This window comes from Halobellus marinus (assembly GCF_032113415.1).
GTDB classification, from domain to species: Archaea; Halobacteriota; Halobacteria; order Halobacteriales; family Haloferacaceae; genus Haloquadratum; species Haloquadratum marinus.
Map to the genome: position 1 here is coordinate 1,912,599 of NZ_CP134946.1, position 20,557 is coordinate 1,933,155.

Consider the following 20,557-nt stretch of genomic DNA (forward strand, 5'->3'; position numbering starts at 1 on the left):
AGAATTTGCCCAACATCTTGGGATGGCAGAATTTCACGGCGAAGGTGCAGATGTCTGCTGCCACTGATTACTCTCATCTTTACCGCCGAGCGCAACCTCCGTTGACGGCTTTCGTCTCTTCCCGCCGAGGCCATTCCCGACGACGGAGTCTGGGCCGGCAAATCCCAACATCTTGGGTCAAACTGCAAGGAATAGCCCTCCGAAGACACGTCCGATGTTAAACGCTGATCCGGACCACAACGGAATCTACCGGGAGAAAGTCGCAGCCGAACGCGACGAAGAGTTCGTCGTGTTCCACATCGGGATGCGAATCAACGCGTTCTGGAAACTCCACCGGTGGCTCCCGGTCCTGCTGGTTGCACCGCGAATGCTGCGCGAACTTCTCACCGATTCCGAATCGGGTCTCCTCGGCAGTAGGACGGTCCTCGGCCCGGGGATCCGCAACATCGGGTTCGTCCAGTACTGGGATTCCTTCGAATCACTCCGGGAATACGCCCGCGACGGCGATCAGTCCCACTACCCGGCGTGGCAGGAGTACTACCGGAACGGTACCAAAGACGACGCGGCAGTCGGGATCCGGCACGAAACCTACCTCGTCACCGACGGCGAGTACGAAACCGTCTACAACAATATGCCAGCCCACGGGCTTGCGGCCTGCGACGATACCGATATTGTTCCCGCCACCGGACACCGCAAAACGGCTACGGGGCGCATAGACTCACGCTAGTCGTCTGGTTTCCTGCGGTGTTTCTCGAGTATACGCTAACCGTCGTCAGCAAGACGCTTCGACTGTCTCTCCCGACGACTGGGATCACCCGTCAGGCGACCGAACCAGTATCGCTGGACGGGTTTCACAGCACGCCGTCACTCGACAGTGAGGCCTTCGATTCGGACCCTCCCGGCCCGTCAACGCCACAGCCAGTGACAGCGGCGGCGTTTCGGTCGACGTACTGGCACTGATTACTCTCGTCTCTTCGTGTCGGGTACCAGGAGAAAGTTACAGCAATCAGTATGCATTCATCCCAGTTTTACTCCGTAGGGGGCCGAAGGCGCTTCCGGAAATCCATCGTACGGTTCCTCTCCCTCGTGGCAACAGTTCCAGGCACGCATTTCGGCCACAAACCGGAACACTTCGTCGTCCACCGGAATGTGTTTCTCCCCGCTGTCGAACGTTGTCACTGGTACGTCAAACTCTGCCAGATCTACCTTGTGAACCGTCGAACAGGTTTTGCAGGTTGCTCGCCAGCCTTTGTCGACGAGTACACCGTTCTCGGTAGTTCTGGTCCCTCTTGAGTCCAGTACGACATCCTGAAAAAGCAGATCCACCATATCATCGTCGAGACAGCTACCTCGCTTATATATTATGCTTCGTTGACAGTCGCGATCGGGCAACCAGCGTGGGTCCGGTTCGATTCAGCGGCCGAGTTCAAATCGGCTGGCCGAATACGATCGGCTCACTCCCGCCCCCCGTCCTCAGGATGGGCCGCTGAGAAACTGGTACCGGAGCGACCGTCGTCTGTGCTTGCGGCACTGTCCTCTCTTGAGCCCAGATCTTCTGCCTCCGGGACGCGGATGCAACGAACGTCGTGTTCGTCGTGCGATTCGAACTCGGGGAAGCCTTCGGAGCACTCGTCTGTCGCGATCGGACACCGCGGGTGGAATCGACACCCCTCGGGAGGATCACTGGGCTCGGGAACGCTCCCCGGAAGCGTAATATCGTTCTCTGAGGTGTGATGCGGATCCGGAACTGGAACGGCCGAAATAAGCGCCTGCGTGTACGGGTGTTTCGGGTCCGTGAACAGATCTTCCGTCGCCGCTTTCTCGATGATGTTGCCGAGATACATCACCGAGACGTGCGTCGCGAAGTGACGCACCACCGAGAGGTCGTGCGTCACCATCACGTATGTCAGATCGTATTCGTCCTTGATCTCGTCCAGCAGTCGGAGTATCTTCGATTGCACGCTCACGTCGAGGGCGCTCGTGGGTTCGTCCAAGAGAAGCAGCGAGGGGTTCAGACTGATCGCGCGAGCGATCGCAACGCGTTGCTGCTGGCCGCCGGAGAGTTCGTGCGGATAGCGCCCGTAGTACCGTGGGCCGAGTCCCACGTCGTCCAGCAGGCTCACCACCCTGGCGTCGATCTGCTGCGTCGTCGCATCCGTATGCAGGTGAAGCGGTTCGCTGACTATCTGCCCGATCGTGTTCCGCGGATCGAGTGAGGATTCGGGGTTCTGAAAGACGATCTGAATCTGGCTTTTGATGGCCCGCTTTTCGCTGCTGGAGAGCTCGTTGATCGGGGTCCCTTCGAACGAGACGGTCCCGTCTGTCGGCTCTTCGAGTCCGAGAAGCGTCTCCAGCAGTGTGCTCTTCCCACACCCGGATTCGCCGACAATCGCGTGTGTGTCACCGGGATAGACGTCGAGGTCGACACCATCGACTGCGCGTACCGTTCCGGTCTGTCGTCGGAAGATACCCTCTTTGATGGGGTAGTGCTGTTTCACGGCCCTGGCTTTCAGCAGCGGCTCGTCCGTCATCGCATCCGCGCGTGGCTGTGTGCGGCGGCTCATTGGTCCTCCGCGTCGTGCACCAGACACGAGGCTTGGTGATCCCGACCCTCGACCTTGTCGGGGTGCGTCGTCTCACACCGCTGCTCCGCATCGGGGCATCGCGGGTGAAAAGCACACCCGCTCGGTGGCTCCCGCATATCTGGGACCGTTCCTTCGATCACACGTAACTCCTCGTCCGCCCGCTCGATATTCGGAATCGTCTGTAACAGTTCGCGTGTGTAGGGGTGAGTCGGTCGATCGAAGATGTCGTACACACTTCCGTACTCGACGACTTCCCCGGCGTAAATGACCCCGATTTTGTCGCAGAACTCCGCGACTACTCCTAAATTATGAGTAATCCATAGAACTGATACGTCTTCCTCTTCGACGACCTCACGGAAAATATCTATTACCTTTTTCTGGACGGTGACATCCAGGGCAGTCGTCGGTTCGTCTGCAATTATCAGATCCGGATCGAATCCTAACGCCATCGCGATAGATACACGTTGCTTCATTCCTCCTGACAATTCGTGCGGGTAGCTATCCAGGATCCGCTTCGGGTTCGGCATATCGACCTTCTCGAGATATTTGATTGCGACCGACTCCGCCTCCGCATCGCTTATGTTCCGATTGTGTCCGATCTTCTCGATCATCTGGCTTCGGATCGAGTAGACGGGGTCTAGTGAGGTCGAGGGGTCCTGGAAGATCATCGTGATATCACGTCCCCTGACGCGCTGCATCTGCGACTTCGAAAGCGACAGGAGATCCTGTCCGTGAAGTTCGATCGATCCGTCGACGATTTCGCCCGGCGAATCGACCAGTCTGAGGACCGACTGTGCGGTGACCGACTTGCCGCTACCGGATTCGCCCACCAGACCGACGCGTTCACCTTCGTTGATGGTTAGATTCACGCCGCGAAGCGCGTTCACTGTTCCCGCGTCGGTGTGGAACGAGGTGTGTAGATCGCTGATTTCGAGCAGTTTCTGTGTCATCGTTTGTCCTCCAGTTTCGGATCGATCGTGTCGTGGAGTCCCTCGCCGAGGAAGTTAAACGACATAATCACCAGCACGATCGCCAGTCCCGGGAATACCGAGATCCACCACGCCGAGGTGATGTACTGCCGACCGGTAGACAGCATAATCCCCCACGACGGGGTCGGGGGTTGGACGCCGAGTCCGAGGAACGACAGCGACGCTGCGACGGCGATCGCGTTCCCCATCTGCAGCGTCACTACGACGAACGCGGGAATGATCGCGTTCGGGATGAGATGTTTGAAGATGATCATCGTATCACTCAGTCCGATGGCCTCCGACGCCTTGATGAAGTCCAGTTCCCGAAGCGAGAGGACCTCCCCGCGGACGAGTCTGGCGAAGACACCCCAGAACACCAGGCCGATGGCGACCAGAACTGTCGTGAGGTTCGGTTCGAGAACTGACGCCAGCGCCAGTCCCATAATGATCGCTGGAAACGCCCACGTCGTGTCGATCGCCGTCCGGACAGCCGCGTCGACCCAGCCGCCGTAGTATCCGGCCAACGCACCGAGGAGAGAGCCGACGACGAAAGCGATCCCCATCGACGTGACGGCGATCTGGAGTGCGATCCGAGTCCCGAAGATCACCCGCGAAAGGATGTCCCGTCCGAGGCTGTCGGTTCCCATCGGATGCGCCACCGACGGCGGGGCTCTGATCGCCGTCGGATGGATCGCAGTGGGACTGTAGGGGGCGAGTTGCGGCGCGAAGATGGCGACGACGACGACGAGAACCAGTAACATTCCACCGACGATGGACAGACGATGGCTCGACAGGTCCTTGATGAAGTACCAGACACGTTCGAACCGGGATTCCGCGCTGCTGATCTCCTCTACCTCTTCGTTCCACTCTTCGAGTATCCCTTCCCAGTCGATTTCAGTAGACGTGCGTTCACTCATTGTCACTCATAGCGGATCCGGGGGTCGACCAGGCCGTACAGGATGTCGGCGAGGAAGTTACCGAGCATGATCGTCGTGACCAGAATCATCAGGATGGCGCGGACGACTGGATAGTCACGCTTGAAGATGCTGTCGACGAGCAGGTGACCGACGCCTGGGCGGTTGAACACGATCTCGATCACCAGTCCGGACGCCAGGATGTACCCCAGTCGGAGCCCGAACAGCGTGATGATCGGGATGAGCGCGTTCCGGAGCGCGTGTTTGAACACGACGCTTCGTTCGGGGAGTCCGTGGGCGCGGGACGCGGTGATGAACTTCTCGTTGAGCGTCTCGATCATCGACGAGCGCATCACTCTGGTTTCGATCGCGCTTCCCCGAAGTCCGAGTGCAACCGCCGGGAGAACGAGCAGTCCGATCGTCCCGTATCCGACGGCGGAAACCCACTGTAACTGGATCGCAAAGATCAGGATGAGGATGATCGCGAACCAGAAACTGGGAAAGGAGATGGCCAGGAGGACGAAGCCCATCGAGAGGTAGTCCCAGACGGTGTGCTGTTTGATCGCGCCGATGATACCGAACGGGATCGCGATGGCGTACGAAATAAACAGCGCCAGCGCCGAGAACCGGAGGCTGATCGGGACCCGGAGGGCGATCATATCCTTGACCGGTCGACGCGTCGCGGCGGATAGCCCGAGGTCGCCCTGCAGCATATTCGCCAGCCACGTCAGATACTGGACGTACAACGGTTCGTTGAGTCGCCACTTGTCTCTCAGGGCTTCGAGTTGTTCGGGGCTCGCTCTGGGGGGTGCAAGCGTCGTGACGGGATCGCCGGGAGTGATCTGGACCAGCATAAACACGACTCCCGATGCGATGAGCAGTTTGGGGATCAGTCCCAGCGTCCGCCGTGCGAGATATGACTGAAAACTCATCAGTAGATCGGTTTGCCTACCACTCTTCGCTTTCGACGGGCCACATCGGGGCGCCTTTGTAGTGCGGTTTCCAGTGACCGACGTGGTCGCCCCAGGCGTCGGCTGCTTTCGGATACATCAGGTAGATCACCGGAACCACATCCTCGAGCAGATACTTGTGCGCTTCCTTGTACCGCTGCGTCCGCTCTTCGAGCGTTGTCGCATTCTGCGCCCGGTTCGTTATTTCGGTCGCTTTGGGGAACTGCTGCCACGCGTTGGAGTTGAAGTAGTAGGAATCCTCCGCGTCTTCGCTCACCGCCCACCAGAGTTGGTCGGCGTTGCCCCAGTCGTAGAACGTCGACATTCCGGCGGCGAAGTTTCCGCTGCCGACGTCCTCTTTGAATGTCGAGGTGTCAGTGGTACTCACCTCCATCACGACGCCGATATCCTTCAGCTGCTCTTTGATCAGCGTCGCCCGTCGCCGCGACAGTTCCGTATTCTGCGTCAGCAACGTGAAGCGGGCCTCGCGACCGTTCTTCGTGCTGACGCCGTCGGGGTTGACCGTCCAACCGTTCTCGCTCATCACCGAACGCGCCTTTTCGAGATCGTAGGTGTAGTTGTACTCCTCGGGAATGTCGTGGGCGTCGACGGTGGGAACCAGATAGTTCGGTGCGGGTTCGCCGACCCCGTTGAACACGATGTCGACGATCTGTTGCCGGTCGATGGCGTACGAAATTCCCTTCCGGAGGCTCAGATCTTCAGCCAGCACCGGGGCGGTGCTGGTCTCCGGATTCAGATTGAGCATAATAAAGATCTGCTCGGTACTCGCCGGCGGGGTCCCCGTGTTGTACTCGTCGCTCTCCTGGTAGTTCGGATATTTCGAGTACGGCACGCCGGCGATCAGCCCGTCGACGTCACCGGCCTCGAAGGCGGACGTCCGGGTGGCCGTCTCCTCGTAGGCCTCATATTCGAGCCGTTTCGGCCGGATCTCGGCGTCGACGTCGTACACCTCCTCCTCCCAGGGCTTGGGCCAGTCCCACTCCTCGAACCGTTCGAGTATCGCGTGACTCGTATCGTGTTCGACCTCTTTGAACGGACCGGCGCTGACGACCTTGCCGCTCTGCCCGTACTCGTCGCCGTACTTCTCGACCGCCTCGCGGCTGTGAATCTGTCCCCAGGCGGACGCCAGATCCCAGAGGATGTACGGATCCGGAGAACTGAAGTTCACCCGGGCACGGTACTCGTCTTCCACCACGACGTCGTCGACCTTGCTCACGATGTAGGACGTCCCGCCCCCGTTCGCGAGGAAGTCCGTCATGTGCCACTTCACGTGTTCGGCGTTGAACTCGGAGCCGTCGTGGAAGACGACGTCCTCCCGGAGGTCCATCACCAGTTCGCTGCCGTCGTTCTCGAACGACCAGTCGGTCGCCAGGTGTGGTTCGACAGCGCCCTCTCGATTGAACGTGGTTAGCGTGCTGATGACACGAAAGTTGTGGGCCCCATCGTCGGCCGCTTTGCGGGTGTCCATAATCGTCGGGACCGGTTCGGGGAGGCCGATTCGTACCGTCCCTCCGTCGCCCGAATCATCCATATTGCCCGAATCGGTACTGCTTCCGGTAGTAGTCTCCCCGCCACTTTCCGTGTCGAGACCGGTTTGGGCACCGTCTTGGTCGCCACTACACCCGGCGAGTCCGACTGCACCTAGCAGTGCGCTTTTTCTGAGGAGCTTGCGTCTCCGCATGACGTATGCCATCTATGAACACAGCTACAAAAATTTTTTTACTGTCGAAAGTCCGGGCGGTTACTTACGCGCCGAAGGGGAACGAACCGTATCATCCGGAGACGGAAACTGTTTCGAGGCCTGAAACCGAACAAACATCGGAGAACGACCTGTGAGGAGGACTGTTGTAACTGGTAACTGACAACCGCCCCCGGCGTTAAACACCGACACGAGACGATAAGAGCCCTTATGAGACTATACAGAGCCGAATGGTGGTTTTTCGTTACCAGTCTGCCGCCGAATTCGTTGCACGCACCGAAGTCTCACGACCTAACCGGATTTATTACACCTTGTTCGAGCAGAATTAAATCAGTCGCAGCCGTAAAAGTCAGAACTCCGTGACTACTTCGACCCCGACGTTGTCGTACGCCCCCATCGCCGCGAGTCGGTCCGGTACCGTATCGAGAGCGACGTGGTCTGTGACGAGTGCACCCGGATCGATTGCGCCCGCCTCGAGTAGTCCGAAGAGTTCGTCGTACTGCGTCGGCGGAATCCCGTACGAGCCCACCAGGTTCAGTTCCTGGGCAGTGATCCGATCGATCGGGAGGCTGATCTCGCCGGCTTCCGATTCGGTCGTCAGCCCGATCTGGACGTGCTGTCCGGTCCGGTCGAGACACTGCACCGAGTTCCGACACGTCTCAGCGACGCCGAGTGCGTCGATCGACACATCGGCGCCGCCGTTCGTCACGTCTCGGATCGCCGAGGGGACGTCCTCGTTCTCACTCGCATCGACGAGTGCTGCCGCGCCGAGATCCGACGCCAGCGAGAGCGTCTGTTCGTCGATATCGATTGCAACGGCGCGGGCGCCCAGAGCGTCGGCGAGTTGCACGGCCGACAGGCCGACACCGCCGCACCCGTGAACCGCAACCCAGTCGCCGGGCGTGAGGTCGACGCGATGTGCGAGCGCGTGGTACGCAGTCACGAATCGACACCCGAGCGCGGCCATCTCAGTCGGCGAGACGTCCTCCGGGAGTCGGACGACGTTGAAGTCCGCGGTGGGAACGTGGAACGACTCGGCGAAGGCGCCCGGGATCCCCGGTGAAAACCCGATCGCCTGTCGGTTCGGGCAGACGTTCGCCCGGTCGCTGGTGCAGTAGGCGCACGTTCCGCAGCCGAGATTGAACGGGACGACGACCTGGTCTCCCGTCGTCAGCGTGTCGACTTCCTCCCCGACTGCGACGACCGTCCCCGCTGGTTCGTGTCCGAGCACGAAGTCCGTCGGCACCTGGCTATCGATCCACGCGCCGTGGCCCTGCCAGGCGTGCCAGTCGCTCCGACAGATCCCACAGGCTTCGGTTCGGACGACGACGCCGTCGTCGTCGGGCTCCAGTTCCGGTCGTTGTTCGAGGACTAGCGGCTCCCCGTACTCTTTGAGGACGGCGGCTCGCATACGTCCGCATCGACACAATCCAATATATTTGTACCGATCACCACTCTCTCGACCAGTCTCGCCTTCGTCTCGGCGTGTCGGGCGGACTGTCCTGCCAGGCGGTGAAAATGCCTCCAGGAAGCGAGTGTCGCTCAGAGCTGTTTCGCGAGCAGTTCTAACCCCACGACGAACGCGGCCGGAACGAGCAGGGTCAGCGCACCGAGAATCAGCAGTGTCGAGACGACGCTGATAAGCGGCGAGAGCGACTGTCGGAGCGAGACCCAGGCCAACACCGGGATCGTTCGCGTCTGATACCCCGACAGGAACAACGCCATAATGAACTCCTGGAGGCTGATGATGAACGCGATAATCGCTGACGCGAAGATCCCGTGTCGGATGTTCGGGAGCATCACTTCACCGAAGTTTCGGAGCGGCGTCGCCCCGAGGTCGTGGCCGGCATCCTTGAGTTCCCAGTCGAAGCGAGTGAACACGGCCTGCATAATGAAGAAGACGAGCGGAGTCGCCCACAGGGAGTGAGCGATGATAATCCCCACGTACGATTGCTGGAGGCCGAATCGGCTCAGGAACATCAGGAGGGTGACCCCGATCACCACGGCGGGGATCAAAAGCGGCAGCAGCGCGAGCGGGACGAGAACGTTGGTCAGACGCGAATCCGTCCCGTGGACGCCGAGTGCTGCCGTCACACCCAGCGTCGTGGAGATCAACATCGTTCCGGTTGAGGTAATGAGGCTGTTCCAGACCGCGCCGATCCACCGCTCGTCGCTCAGGAACGAGACGTACCACTTCAGCGAAACCTGCTCCGGGGGGAACCGCAAGTGGCCGCTCTCGGCGACGGAGGTTCCCATCACGATCAAAAGCGGCGCTAGCATAGCGACGAAGACCAGTCCGTAGAACGACCGGAACAGCGCCGTCTCGATCGATTCCCGTCTAAGCATTCTGTTCCCCCTCGAAGCGGTTCATCACGTTGAACAGTATAATCACTGTGGAAAGCACCAAGACGAGCATCAGGAGTGACATCGCGCTTGCCTCCGGCCAGTTGAACTCGGTCAGCATCCGGCTCTCGACTTCGATAGACAGTGTGCGTTCGCTGCCGGAGCCGAGCAACGAGGGCGAGGCATAGGCTCCGATGCCCCACGCCCACGTGACGATCGTTCCGACGATGATGCCGGGCATCGATCCCGGAAGGACGACTTCGAGCACGGATCGCGGCCGGCTCGCACCCAGATCCCGGGCGGCCTCGACCGTCTCCCAATCAAGGGTGCTCATCACGCTGTAGATCGCCAGCACCGCGTACGGGAGAATGATGTACACCTGGCCGACGATGACACCGAAGAAGTTGTACATCAGCGGTAGCGGCTGACCGATCATCCCGACGTCCAAAAGCAGTGCGTTGGTCGTCCCCTTGGGAGAGAGCAACACGAGCCACGCGTACAGTTTGGCGACCAGGGTCGTCAGGAGCGGCAGCACAATGGAGAACAGAAGCGCCGTCCGCTTGAGGCCGCTCGACTGCCAGATCGCATACGAGTATACGAACGCGATCGCGATCGTGATCACCGTCGAGATGACGGCCATCTTCACCGTGAAAAAGAGGATCTGGTGAACGAACGACGACGTCAGTATCGTCGCGTAGCTCTCGAAGCTCAGCGTTCCGGGGACGAACGCCGCGGAGTTCCCCGATCGGTAGAGGCTCAGCCGAAACAGGTACAGAAGCGGGAGGAGGAAAAACACCGTCTCGAAGACCGCAATCGGGATCAAAAGCAGCCTGGCGCGGGTGGAGCCGCGCTTCAGAAACAGCCCGAGACGGTCGAGACTGAGGTTGGGCGTTGCGCTCATGGTTATGCCACGCGGGTCCCCTGTCCATCGAAGCACAGGAGTTCCGCGGGGTTCCAAGTGACCGAGACGGTGTCTCCCCGCTCGACTCTGTCGCTCCGGTCGATTTTGTCCTCGATGAACAGCTCTGCACCGCCGACCTCGATGTAGTGTCGCACTGTCGATCCTCTGTAGAGCGTGTCAGTAACGTCGCCGACCAGACTCGCGAGGTCTTCCTGTCCCTGACCGTCTGCGCTGAGCGCCTGTGCCTCGGGTCCGTGCTCGACTTCGACATCCAGAAACTCGGGTCTGAACGACACAGTGAGCGTGTCTCCGGCCTCGAGGCTCTGGGGTGAGTCGACGGGGATCGAGAGCCGCTGTCCGTCGCCGAGCGTCACCACGACGTCGCCTCCGTCTATCGATTCGATCGAGAGCGACACCATGTTCGTGTCCCCGAGGAACTCCTCGACGAACTGGTTTTTCGGATCGGCGTAGACCTCGCGCGGGTCACCGACCTGAATGAGGTTGCCGTCGTTCATAATGCTGATCCGGTCGGCGAGCGTGAACGCTTCGTTCTGGTCGTGGGTGACGTAGACCATCGTCTTCCCCAGCTGGTCGTGGAGCCGCTTGAGTTCGATCTGCATCTGCTCTTTCAGCCGCTTGTCCAGATTCGAGAGGGGCTCGTCCAGAAGGAGCACCGACGGATCCATCGCCAGCGACCGGGCGAGCGCAACCCGCTGTTGTTGTCCGCCGCTGAGGTCCATCGACGGTTTGTCTTTGAACGGCTTCATCTCCATCATCCCGAGGTACTTCTCCGCCCGTTCGATGCGCTCCTGTTTGCCGACTCCCTGCATTTTCGGCCCGAACGTGACGTTTTCGAGGACCGTTTTCTGTGGGAAAAGCGCCCAGTTCTGAAAGACGACGGACGTACTACGGTTGTAGGCTCGTGTCTCTGTCACGTCCGTGTCGTCGATGTAGATCCTGCCGGACGTCGGACGTTCGAGTCCGCCCAGCATCCGAAGGGTTGTTGATTTTCCACAGCCGCTCGGTCCGAGGAGGCACCACAGCTCCCCATCCTCGACGGAAAACGAAACGTCGTCGACGGCGACGAAGTTCCCGAACCGCTTTGCGATGTCCTCAGCTCGTATGCTCGACATCCCGGAGTACCTCCTTTCGGTTCGTGTCGTCTATTTTATCAGATCCGTTAATCGTTGGCACGTGTTCCCGATTTTCATTAGATAACATAATTGTTTTGCTGAGACTGATTGCCGGCTTGCTTCGTCGAACGCGACTGATCGGAGCGCGAACGGGCCACGGCTCGACGAGGGTCGGAACGCTGCTCGCTCTTTGGGTTCACGAACTCTTGACTTTCGAGAACTCCTCCGACAGCTTTCCGGAGTACTCCGAGAGCTTCGTCCAGTCCGGGAAGGAGATCTTCTGGTACGCCTCGTTCGACTTCGGATGGTACTCCGAACCGATCTCGGAGTACTCGACGTCTTCCGTCGACATCATATTCTTCCCTTCAGCGTGCCAGGCGGTCTGGATCTCGGGTCGGAGCATAAAGTTGAGGACGTTTTCGGCCTCGGCTTTCTTGTCCGAGCCCCGAACCGGACAGTAGTGGTCGAAGTAGGCGGTCGTCTGCGTCGGCACGACGGCTTCGTACTCCTCTACTTCTTCGGCCTTCACGACGCCGTCGAAGTACCACTGCGACATCGCGGTCCGGCCCTGTCGCATAAACTCCCAGACCTCCGCCCCGGAACCATACCACGCGTCGACGTCGAAGTCACGGAGGGTGTCGTAGACCACGTCGATCGTATCCTCGCTGTATAGCTCCTGAGCGCCTTCCTCCTGTTGGGCAGCGATCGCAGCGCAATGAATCGGGTAGACGTAGAAGCCGCCTTCCATCCCTTTGTCGGCGTCGTGTTCGCCGAACTCCCCCCAGTTCGACGGCGCGTCGTCCACGCGCGTCTTGTCGTAGATGATCGACATCGGCGAACCGTCGGTCGGTGCGCCGTACTTCGTCGGGCGGAACTCCTTCAGGTAGGGGTAGACGTTGTCGATGTTCGGTACGTTGTCGTAGTCCACCGGCTCGAAGAGGTCGTCCTGACGCCCGGCGTAGTAGAAGTACCCGTCCGTGACTGTCAGATCGTAGGGCGGATTGTCTTCGGGAGCAGCCTTGATTTTCGAGAGAATCTCGTTCCACCCCGGGATAACCTCCATCGTATTTCCGGTTTCTTCTTCATACAGCTTCTTCACCGTACTCCGGAAGTATTCCGCGTAATCACCACTCCATACCGAGACTCTGATCGTGGTCGAGGAATCGGCCGTTGTCGTCGCTCCCGATCCGCTCCCGGAACCGGCATCGGTGTCGCTGTCGGTGTCGGTGTTGCCGCCCGACCCGCCTCCCCCGGTACACCCGGCGAGTCCCGAGACAGCCGCTGCACCACCCGCGACGATGAACGACCGGCGATTGATCCGTGAACCAATGCTGTTACTGCCTGTTCCACTACTGACGCTGTCTCGTGACATCAGTGTGTGTGTCAGTATCAAACAGTATAAAGCTTCCCCACAGACGTCACGATCTGTGGACCGTCAGTCGTGAATTGGGCGGACGGAGACGGGACTAGACGTTCATTCAGTGACACGCCTACGGGTTCGTTGCTACGGACGGGCCCGTTCGATACATCGCCCAGCGTGCAAGACTGTCGCGTCCTCGAAGTGAGCGCCGGTGAGCATCAGTCCCACGGGGAGGTCACCGCGATGCCCGACTGGCACCGAGAGAGACGGATGCCCAGTGGCGTCGAACGGGGCCGTGTTCGTCAGCGGGGTGTACTCCTCCGCGACGGTCGCTCGCCCGGTTTCACTGTCGTAGCCGACGGCCTGTCGTGGCGTGGTCGGCATCGCGAGCACGTCGTACTCCGCGAGCACAGCCTCGTACTGCCGTTCGAGTCGCTGTCGGAGTTGCATCGCCTCCGCGTAGGCCTCCGGGGCCCGTTCGAGTACGTACTCACCCAGCAGCGCGGTCTGTTTGACCGTGTTCGGAAGGGCCCCACCGACCCGTTCGAGAACAGCCCGTTCCACCGGATCGATCGATTCCCGACCTGCGCGCTCGGTGTCCCACCCGCCGCGCATCGCGATCGCGAGCGAACACGCGAACGACGCGGAGTAGATGTCCATTCCGTCGGCGTGCATCGGCACCGAGACGTTGTCGACGGTCGCTCCCCCGGAGCGGAGTGCCCGTAACCTCTCTTCGACGGCCTCGTTGACGTCCGTCGAACCTGTCGGTTGGGAGAACCCCTCCTCGATCGCGGCCACGCGGAGGTCGTCCATCGGGTCTCGGACCCGCGGCAGGTACGCATCGACCGGGAGCGGCGTGGGCTGTCGCGGATCGACGTCGTCGCTGCCCGCGAGGACGTCGAGAACACGAGCGACGGTTTCCACGTCCGACGCCAGCGCCCCCACGTGATCCAGCGCCGGTTCGAGGCCGACACAGCCGCTGTAGGGTACCAGCCCGTGCGTCGGTTTGTGCCCGACTACGCCAGTCCAGGCGGCGGGTGCTCTGACCGATCCACCTTGGTCGGTGCCGAGAGCGACGTCTGCTTCACCCGTTGCGACCGCGATTGCACTCCCACCGGACGAACCGCCGGCCAGTCGCGTCGGATCGGCGGGGTTGCGCGTCGGCCCGTACTCGCTCGTGTCGCCGAGTCCGGAGAACGCCAGTTCGTCCATATTCGTCTTGCCGGCGATGGTCGCCCCGGCATCGAGTAGCCGCGAGACCACCGTCGCGTCGACCGCCGGGGTGTAGTCTGCGAGCGTTCGTGTGCCACAGGTCAGCGGCACGCCCGCGACAGCGATGTTGTCCTTGACCGCGACGGACAGGCCATCGAGCGGCCCCGACTCCGTACCGGTGACGGTGGTCCGGGTGATCCAGGCGTTGAGTGGATCCTCGTCGTCCCACCGATCGGTCTCGTCTCTCGACCAGGCTGTCGGCTCGAGCGTTCCCCCCGGCTCGTCGTACTTTCCGAGGACGTCGAAGCACGCCAGTTGCTCGCCGATACGGCGCTCGAACCCCGGGAGCGCGTCATCGGTCAGCGAAAAATCGAACCGCTCTGCTGCCGATCGAAGTTCCCCTGTCGTCGGTGGTGAAAGATCCATAGCGGGGAACCCACACCGGATCATCATTAATCGTGGTGGTACTCCGGATGCCCGCGATCGCCCTCGGGCACCGTTCCGCCTGCGAAAAACGGGCGTCAGAGCAGTTCACAATCCGCGTATCACGCCTGCGACGGCGACCAGTCCCGATGGAACCGGCGTGGACCGTCCTCTCACTCGCCGTAGTCGATGGCGACCGACTTCAGTTGGGTCATCGATTCGAGGTGCCAGTGACCCTTGTACTCGCCGCCGCTGCCGCTCTCTTTGAACCCGCCGAACGGCAACTGGTGCTCCCAGAAGTTGTTCGTCCCGTTGACGACGATACCTCCCGATCGAAGCCCGTCGATCACCTGGTGTGCGTTCCGGATGGACTCGGTGAACACGGCCGCTTGGAGCCCGTATCGGGTGTCGTTGGCGACCGCCACCGCCTCTTCGCGGTCCGCGACGGGGATGATCGGCGTGAGCGGGCCGAACGTCTCCTCGGTCGCCGCCAGCATTTCGGGGTCCACGTCGGCCAGGACCGTCGGCTCGACGTACCGCTCGCCGACGGACCCGCCCGTGGTCACGCGCGCACCCGACTCGGTCGCCGTCGTGATATGCCGCTCTGTCGTCTCCCTAACGTCGTCGTTGATCGGCGGTCCGATGTCGGTCTCGGCGTCGCGGGGATCTCCGACGGTGAGTTCCCGGGTTCGCTCGGTTACTGCCGCGACCAGCTCCTCGTAGACCGGTTCCGTCGCGATCACGCGTTCGGACCCCGAGCACGACTGGCCGCAGTTGTAGTTGCTCCCCAGAACGATCGCGTCCGCGGCCTTCGATACGTCGGCATCGTCGAGAACCAACACCGGATCCTTGCCGCCGAGTTCGAGCAAGCACTCGGCGCTCCGCTCCGCCGCCGTCGCTGCAATTCGCTGTCCGACGTCGGTGCTCCCGGTGAACGCCAGCAGCCTGACGTCCGGATGACTGCTCAGTGCCGCACCGACAGTCCCGCCCGCACCGGGAACGAAATTGAAGGCCCCTTCGGGAAGCGACGTCCCCGCGAACGCCTCCGCGATGTGCGCGGCGGTCATCACAGCATCCGAAGCGGGCTTCCACGTGACCGGGTTTCCAGTGACCAGCGCCGCCGAAAGATGATCGGTCGGGATCTCGAACGGGTAGTTCCAGGGGGTAATGATCCCGGTGGGCCCGTAGGGCTCCCGCCGGGTGAAGTTGTGACGATCGTCGTACTGCGATCGTGTCACCTCACCGGAGAGCCGGACCGCGTCGGCAGCGTACTCGCGACCTGATCGAACAGCACTCTGGATCTCTTCTCTGGCCTCGCTTTGCGGCTTCCCCACTTCCGATGTCATCGTATTGGCGATCTCGTCGGCCCGGTCTTCGATCGCGTCCATCGCGGCTTCGACCGCGTCCGCACGGCGATGGACGTTCATTTCGCGGAGCTGTTTGGAGGCGCGTTCAGTCGCCGCGACGGCGCGGTCGACGTGTTCCGCCGTGCCGGCAGCGACCGTTCCCAGTTCGCTCCCGTCGATCGGAGAGGTGGCACGAATCCGCCCGGCATCCGGTTCGATCCACTCGCCGCTGATGTACAGGGGCTCCATCAGCCGTAGTGTGGTAGAGGATACCATAAGTTTTTGTCGCTCGCACGGAACGCTTTTGCTCCCCCCACGACGCCGTATCCGTGGGAGCAATGTCAGCCACCGCTTTCGTCGTCGCGCTGTCGCTCGTTTCGGGCGCGTTCTGGGGAGTCGGGCCAGTCTTCTCCAAGCGTGGGATGGAACGGGGCGGCCAACCCCGTCGAGCGACGCTCATCGTTCTTTTCGTCGGTGCCGCGGTCTTCTGGGCCGCACTCCTCGGGCGGGGGGCGGGTCATCTCTCCGTGACCCGGTTGCCCGTCGCGGACATCACTATTTTCGCCGTCTCGGGGATCGTCGGTACCTCGTTCGCGTGGTTGGCGTGGTTCCGTGGGATTCGACTCGTGGGCGCGAGCGTCGGGAACGTCCTCTTTTATACGCAACCGCTCTTTGCCACAGTGCTGGCGGCACTCGCCTTGGGTGAACGGCTGACGCTGTTCACCGCCGTGGGTGTAATCTTGATCGTCTCCGGCGTCGGATTACTCTCGCTATCGGCCGGGACGAACGTCCAGTTGCGGTTCTCGAAAGCGCTCCTGCTCCCGCTGGCGGCGGCGGTGTTCGCCGCCATCAGCAACGTGGTGAATCGCTTCGGGTTTCAGACGTCGACTGCGACGCCGCTGGAGGCCGCAGCGATCAATCTGACCAGCGCGTTGCCGCTGGTCGTCGGACACACCCTGAGCTATCATCCGGAGGTGCTGACGACGCCCGACCGCTCCGATATGTACTTCATCTGCTCGGGGCTGGCAAACGCGGCCGCCGTCTTCACGATGTTTACCGCCCTCGCGAACGGGCCGGTGGTGATCGTCGCACCGCTCGTGAGTACGTCACCGCTTTTCACGACTGCGTTGGCTCACCTCTTTTTGAAGGACGTCGAGACGGTCACCGCGCGTACGGTCGTCAGCGCGGCGCTGACCGTCGTCGGGGCGGGAATAACCGCGGTGTAATATAGTAGCGTTTGCAAGTCTTCGCTCACACGATCCCACGTAGTCGTGCGATCAGATGAGTAATCAGTTGCAAACGCTACTATAATGGTTACTCTCACTTTTTACCGCCGAACGCCATCGACGGGGGTGGCGCTCGGCGGTAAGAGACGAGAGTAATCAGTATGAGTCGCACGGTACGGTTATTACCGTCCAGTGGTGAAATCCCGCCTATGTCAGACAGCGACCCGCCGCGGCCGGCGAATCTGCCACCCGGGTTCGACGACGAGTCCCCGTACGCCGATGTCGACTTAGAGGAGTTCCCGGAGTGGTGGCGCCGCAACGTCGAAGAGTTCCGGGAGCACGAGATGCGACCGTATCGTCCGCCACGGCTGGCCGACGGAACGGTCACGACGGAACTCATCGACCGGCTGGAGTCGACGTACGGCGTGGAGGTCCGCATTCGGGCGGTCGATCCCCACGAGGGGGGTGCCTGGAAGATTCTGGTCGACGACGAGGCTGTCCGCTCGATCGAGCGGACCCGCACCGAAGCAGGGAACACGAGATACGAGATTACTGCGGCCGCATTCGAGACCGCAGTGACAGACGCCGTCACCGAGTGAACGACGCCTACAGGCCGTACACGCGTTCGGTATTGTTGGCCAGTATGTCCGCCAGTTCGTCGGCAGTGACCGAGTCCGACAGGCGATCGACGACCGTCTCGGGAAGGTCGCTGACTCCGTGTGGAAGGTCCGACGCAAACAGGAGGTTCTCGGGGCCGACCATATTCGCCATCGCAGCGAACAGCCGGTCGTCGTCAGCCGGTTGGTTCATCGGCTGTGTCGTCCAGTAAAAGGAGTCTCCGAGATATGCGCTCGGCAACTTCGAGAGCGCCGGGATCTCGTATCCGAGTTCGAGATAGTGGTCGTCCAGCCGATGGGTAAACGAGGGGACGAAGCCGATCCCTGCGCCCTGGATGACGAAGTCGAGATCGTACTTCTCGGGGATCCCCTCGAACAGTATCGACGTGAGGTTGCGCATCTGGACGAACCCGTGCTGGTAGACGAAGTCCTCCGGGAACGACTGCGCCCACCAGTACTGCTGTCCGAAGCTCTTGTTCCCGACGGTCGACTTCATCGCGATCGGGAGGTCGTGCGCTTCAGCAGCGTCGTACAGTGGTTCGTATTGACGATGCCCCGGCGGTGGAAGCAGGCCACTCGCGGGCAGTTGCACCCCCACGATGTCGTCCTCGTCGGCGACTCTGTCGATCTCTTCGGCCGCGCGCTCCGGGTGCTGGGGAGCGACGACAGCGTTCCCCACGAGGTTCGGACAGTCGTCGAGTTCCGAGAGCAACCAGTCGTTGTACGCGCTCGCCAGGGCGACCGCGAAGCGGTCGTTGTTGACCTCCGAGAGGCCGAGGTTCAGCGTCGGATTGACCACCCCGCTATCGATGTCGACGGAGCGCGCCCGCTCTGCGAGTTCGGTCGCACCGATCGTGTCGTCGACGTCGTCATCGGCGACGGCCTCGCCGCCGCCGTTGGTCCGCTTGTACTCGTAGAGCGGATAACTGGACGGACCGGCGTAGATCATATCGTGCCGGAGTTCGGTGAGCGAGATGACGCGGTGGGCGCCGGACGATTCGTCCATATGGTCCAACAAATCTTCGGGCGTCTCCTGCACCTGCGCGTCGGCGTCGACGACCCGGTCAAGGTCGCTGACGCTTTCGAGACGATCAGCTTCGGGTACTTTCAGTGCGCTATCCAGCATATTGGCGAGTTGCGATTCGGGATACATAATAGTATCGCGGACCCACCCCCTCGCGGAGACGAACCTATCGGCGACACCTGTGCAGAGGTAGTTCGTTTCGATTCACTCCGATCGGCGGCGCCTGTGCGAATTTGGTCGCAGGACAGCGACAGTAACGACGACGGCGCCGGCGCGAGTCACCCGACGGCGTACACGGTGCCATCTTCGACCTCGACGTCGTAGGTCGGGACACCGTATCGCTCGTCTTTGGGACTCCGTCCGGTTTCGATGTCGAACATCCACCCGTGCCAGGGGCAGACGATGTACCGCTCCTCGTCGTCGTACTCCCAGTCCCACCCCTCGTCGTCCGTCGTGATGTTCCCGCTGAGTGGGCCTTCACAGAGGGGGCCAGCCTGATGAATGCAGTAGTTCGCCAAGGCGTAATAGTCGCCGTCGTGGCGGAAGACGGCGATCTCTCGACCTTCGACTTCCGTGATGACTCGTGAGCCGTCCCCGTCGAAGTCGTCCTCCTCGGCGATTGCGTACCGGTCGCTCATTCGATATCGTACACCTCGATCGCGTTTTCGCCCATCATTGCGGTCACCTCGTCGGCGCTGAAGTACGCCCGAACCCGATCGAAGAGTTCCTCGGGCGTATCGAAGTCGGGGTGTGGTGCATCCGCGGCGAACATCAGATTCTCCGGCCCGACGAGTTCGACGAGCCACGCCAGGTCGCGCGGCGTCTCCGCGGTATGGCCGAGTGGCTGCGTACACCAGTAGAACTGCTCGGACACGTATTCGCTCGGGCGTTCGGAAAGCGCCGGGACCTCGGAGGGGAACTCGTGATAGGCGGTATCCAGTCGGCCGAGCAGGTACGGAACGTAGCCGATCCCGGCCTCCTGGAACACGAAGGTTAGCTCAGGGAACCGCTCCGGGACGCCGTTGAGCAGGAGCGACGTCGCGTTCACCGTATGTGCGAAGGGGTGCTGCGTGACGTGATCCTCCGCATACGTCTCCGCCCAGAACGACTGCTCCGGGAACGGCTTCATCCCGGCGCCGCTCGTGTGCATACTGATCGGGAGGCCGTTCGCTTCGGCCGCTTCGTAGATCGGATCGTAGGAAGCGTGACCGGCCGGGGGAACGAGCGCCGTCCCGAGCAACTGGACCCCGACGATGTCGTCTTCGTCCGCGAGTCGGTCGATCTCCTCGGCGGAGCGGTGGGGGTCCTGCGCGGCGACGAGGAGGTTCCCGACCATATTGTCGTACTGGTCTAACTCCGAGACCAGCCAGTCGTTGTAGCCCTGCATAATCGCGACCGCATAGTCGCGTTCGCGGATGAAATTCAGATTGAGGATGAGCGTCGGATTCACGATTCCCGCGTCGACGCCGATCCGTTCTGTCACCGCCGCCGTCTGTTCGAGGCCGGCATCGTCGTACAGTCCGGTGTCGTCGTCGTCCCGCTCTTTCATATCCTCGTAGAGATACGTCGGCGTCGGGGAGTGATAGAGGTTCATCTCGCTCCCCGGCGCGGGCGAGGACTCGAAGAACGACTCGAAGCGCTCGTGACCGTCGTCGAGGTGGGCGCGGATGTCGTCCCAGGACGCCTGGGCGTGCGCGTCGGCGTCGACGATCGTCTCGACTTCGTCGAGCGACGTCAGGGACTGCTGTTTGATATTCTGTGTCATTACTAACGATTTGTAGAATCCGGATAAAAAGTGTTGTGACGGTCTGGATCGCCAGCGGGGACACGTCGGT

Annotated in this window: 19 protein-coding genes; 3 read left to right on the forward strand and 16 right to left on the reverse strand. The window is 61.4% G+C overall.

The window, feature by feature from the left end; genetic code table 11:
* Window positions 1-214: 214 nt before the first annotated feature.
* Window positions 215-727 (forward strand): DUF4188 domain-containing protein, encoded by a 513-nt coding sequence (locus tag RJT37_RS09735; RefSeq protein ID WP_313683961.1) that lies wholly within the window; start codon window positions 215-217, stop codon window positions 725-727.
* Between the two features lie 290 nt (window positions 728-1,017).
* Here the strand turns inward: RJT37_RS09735 and RJT37_RS09740 are convergent, their stop codons facing one another.
* The 13 genes from RJT37_RS09740 to RJT37_RS09800 all read right to left on the reverse strand — a co-directional run bounded on the left by RJT37_RS09740 (window position 1,018) and on the right by RJT37_RS09800 (window position 16,104).
* Window positions 1,018-1,329, reverse strand: a complete 312-nt coding sequence (locus tag RJT37_RS09740) for a hypothetical protein (protein ID WP_313683963.1) — start codon at window positions 1,327-1,329, stop codon at window positions 1,018-1,020.
* 125 nt (window positions 1,330-1,454) lie between these two features.
* Complete coding sequence (locus RJT37_RS09745) at window positions 1,455-2,564, reverse strand: ABC transporter ATP-binding protein (protein ID WP_313683965.1); 1,110 nt, start codon at window positions 2,562-2,564, stop codon at window positions 1,455-1,457.
* A complete protein-coding gene (locus RJT37_RS09750) occupies window positions 2,561-3,535 on the reverse strand; it encodes an ABC transporter ATP-binding protein (RefSeq protein ID WP_313683967.1) in 975 nt (324 codons plus the stop codon). The genes RJT37_RS09745 and RJT37_RS09750 overlap by 4 nt, the downstream gene beginning before the upstream one ends.
* Window positions 3,532-4,470, reverse strand: a complete 939-nt coding sequence (locus RJT37_RS09755) for an ABC transporter permease (RefSeq protein ID WP_313683968.1) — start codon at window positions 4,468-4,470, stop codon at window positions 3,532-3,534. The genes RJT37_RS09750 and RJT37_RS09755 overlap by 4 nt, the downstream gene beginning before the upstream one ends.
* 2 nt (window positions 4,471-4,472) lie before the next feature.
* Window positions 4,473-5,399, reverse strand: a complete 927-nt coding sequence (locus tag RJT37_RS09760; RefSeq protein WP_313683970.1) for an ABC transporter permease — start codon at window positions 5,397-5,399, stop codon at window positions 4,473-4,475.
* Window positions 5,400-5,415: 16 nt separating this feature from the next.
* On the reverse strand, window positions 5,416-6,969 hold the full coding sequence (locus RJT37_RS09765) for an ABC transporter substrate-binding protein (protein ID WP_313683971.1): 1,554 nt from the start codon (window positions 6,967-6,969) through the stop codon (window positions 5,416-5,418).
* Window positions 6,970-7,486: 517 nt separating this feature from the next.
* Window positions 7,487-8,548, reverse strand: a complete 1,062-nt coding sequence (locus tag RJT37_RS09770; protein WP_313683972.1) for a zinc-dependent alcohol dehydrogenase family protein — start codon at window positions 8,546-8,548, stop codon at window positions 7,487-7,489.
* A gap of 131 nt (window positions 8,549-8,679) precedes the next feature.
* Window positions 8,680-9,483, reverse strand: a complete 804-nt coding sequence (locus RJT37_RS09775) for an ABC transporter permease (protein WP_313683973.1) — start codon at window positions 9,481-9,483, stop codon at window positions 8,680-8,682.
* Complete coding sequence (locus tag RJT37_RS09780; RefSeq protein ID WP_313683974.1) at window positions 9,476-10,381, reverse strand: ABC transporter permease; 906 nt, start codon at window positions 10,379-10,381, stop codon at window positions 9,476-9,478. The genes RJT37_RS09775 and RJT37_RS09780 overlap by 8 nt, the downstream gene beginning before the upstream one ends.
* Window positions 10,382-10,383: 2 nt before the next feature.
* The gene (locus RJT37_RS09785) at window positions 10,384-11,514 is read right to left on the reverse strand and encodes an ABC transporter ATP-binding protein (RefSeq protein WP_313683975.1); all 1,131 of its coding nucleotides are present in this window, start codon (window positions 11,512-11,514) and stop codon (window positions 10,384-10,386) included.
* 196 nt (window positions 11,515-11,710) lie between these two features.
* Complete coding sequence (locus RJT37_RS09790; protein ID WP_313683976.1) at window positions 11,711-12,886, reverse strand: ABC transporter substrate-binding protein; 1,176 nt, start codon at window positions 12,884-12,886, stop codon at window positions 11,711-11,713.
* 132 nt (window positions 12,887-13,018) lie between these two features.
* Window positions 13,019-14,512 (reverse strand): amidase family protein, encoded by a 1,494-nt coding sequence (locus RJT37_RS09795; RefSeq protein ID WP_313683978.1) that lies wholly within the window; start codon window positions 14,510-14,512, stop codon window positions 13,019-13,021.
* 170 nt (window positions 14,513-14,682) lie between these two features.
* Complete coding sequence (locus RJT37_RS09800; RefSeq protein WP_313683980.1) at window positions 14,683-16,104, reverse strand: aldehyde dehydrogenase family protein; 1,422 nt, start codon at window positions 16,102-16,104, stop codon at window positions 14,683-14,685.
* 89 nt (window positions 16,105-16,193) lie between these two features.
* Between RJT37_RS09800 and RJT37_RS09805 the strand changes: the two genes are divergently transcribed.
* Both RJT37_RS09805 and RJT37_RS09810 read left to right on the forward strand, forming a co-directional pair.
* On the forward strand, window positions 16,194-17,081 hold the full coding sequence (locus RJT37_RS09805; protein ID WP_313683982.1) for an EamA family transporter: 888 nt from the start codon (window positions 16,194-16,196) through the stop codon (window positions 17,079-17,081).
* A gap of 209 nt (window positions 17,082-17,290) precedes the next feature.
* Entirely contained in the window at window positions 17,291-17,680 is a 390-nt protein-coding gene (locus tag RJT37_RS09810; protein WP_313683984.1) for a hypothetical protein, read from the forward strand.
* Between the two features lie 7 nt (window positions 17,681-17,687).
* Here RJT37_RS09810 and RJT37_RS09815 read toward each other — a convergent pair whose 3' ends face one another.
* The 3 genes from RJT37_RS09815 to RJT37_RS09825 form a co-directional block, all read right to left on the reverse strand.
* The gene (locus RJT37_RS09815) at window positions 17,688-18,824 is read right to left on the reverse strand and encodes an amidohydrolase family protein (protein WP_313683986.1); all 1,137 of its coding nucleotides are present in this window, start codon (window positions 18,822-18,824) and stop codon (window positions 17,688-17,690) included.
* Between the two features lie 176 nt (window positions 18,825-19,000).
* Window positions 19,001-19,360, reverse strand: a complete 360-nt coding sequence (locus tag RJT37_RS09820; RefSeq protein WP_313683987.1) for a Rieske (2Fe-2S) protein — start codon at window positions 19,358-19,360, stop codon at window positions 19,001-19,003.
* A complete protein-coding gene (locus RJT37_RS09825; protein WP_313683989.1) occupies window positions 19,357-20,487 on the reverse strand; it encodes an amidohydrolase family protein in 1,131 nt (376 codons plus the stop codon). Before RJT37_RS09825 ends, RJT37_RS09820 begins: the two co-directional genes overlap by 4 nt.
* Between the last annotated feature and the right edge of the window lie 70 nt (window positions 20,488-20,557).